Source organism: Mesorhizobium sp. M2C.T.Ca.TU.002.02.1.1 (genome assembly GCF_003997225.1).
Genome location: NZ_RZTO01001430.1, coordinates 1 through 677 on the forward strand (window position 1 = coordinate 1; position 677 = coordinate 677).

Sequence of the window (677 nt, forward strand, 5' to 3'; positions counted from 1 at the left end):
GATGAACAACGCGCCGGCTGCGCCCGCCGTCACCAGCACATCGTCGGGAGAAACGCCCTTGTCCTGCCCGGCGATCAGCGCCCGCAACTCCTTGTCGCCGCGATGCTCGCCATAGAACAAGGTGAGGTCCGGCAGCGTCAGACCGATGTCGGAGAGCTTCTGGTCGGCGATCGAGCTTTCGGAGAGGTTGTAGCGGATGCGGTCGTAGCCGTATTCCGCCGGCGCTTCCTTCTCGATCAGCATCCTGGCGTAGTTCATGGCCTGTCCCCCCAATCTCCGGTGGTAACCAAGCCATAAAAACGGAAAGCCTGCCAAGGCGGATTCCTCGGCAGGCTTGCTTAAACCATTGGTGCAGGCGCGTTATTTCAGGCAGGCGCCTTGGCCTTCCGGCCCTTGGCGGGCTTCGCCGGCTCCGGTTCCGCCTTGCGGCCGAGGCCGATCGACTTGGCGAGCTGCGAGCGCGAGGCCGCATAGTTGGGAGCCACCATCGGGTAGTCGACGGGCAAGCCCCATTTGGTGCGGTAGGCTTCGGGCGTCAGGCCGAAATGCACGCCGATATGGCGCTTCAGCGATTTGAACTTCTTCCCGTCCTCGAGGCAGATGATGTAGTCCGGCGTCACCGAGCGCCTGGGATTGACGGCGGGGACCGGCGGGGGCGCCGCGGGCTCCGCCGGCTG

1 protein-coding gene and 1 pseudogene are annotated in these 677 nt (G+C 64.8%); both read right to left on the reverse strand.

Annotated features, from left to right (window positions below; genetic code table 11):
* A pseudogene (locus EOD07_RS36575) lies at positions 1 to 258 on the reverse strand (aspartate aminotransferase); the annotation flags it as partial.
* A gap of 107 nt (positions 259 to 365) precedes the next feature.
* Positions 366 to 677: MucR family transcriptional regulator (locus EOD07_RS36580; RefSeq protein ID WP_127238518.1), on the reverse strand; the 312-nt coding region annotated here is incomplete at its 5' end.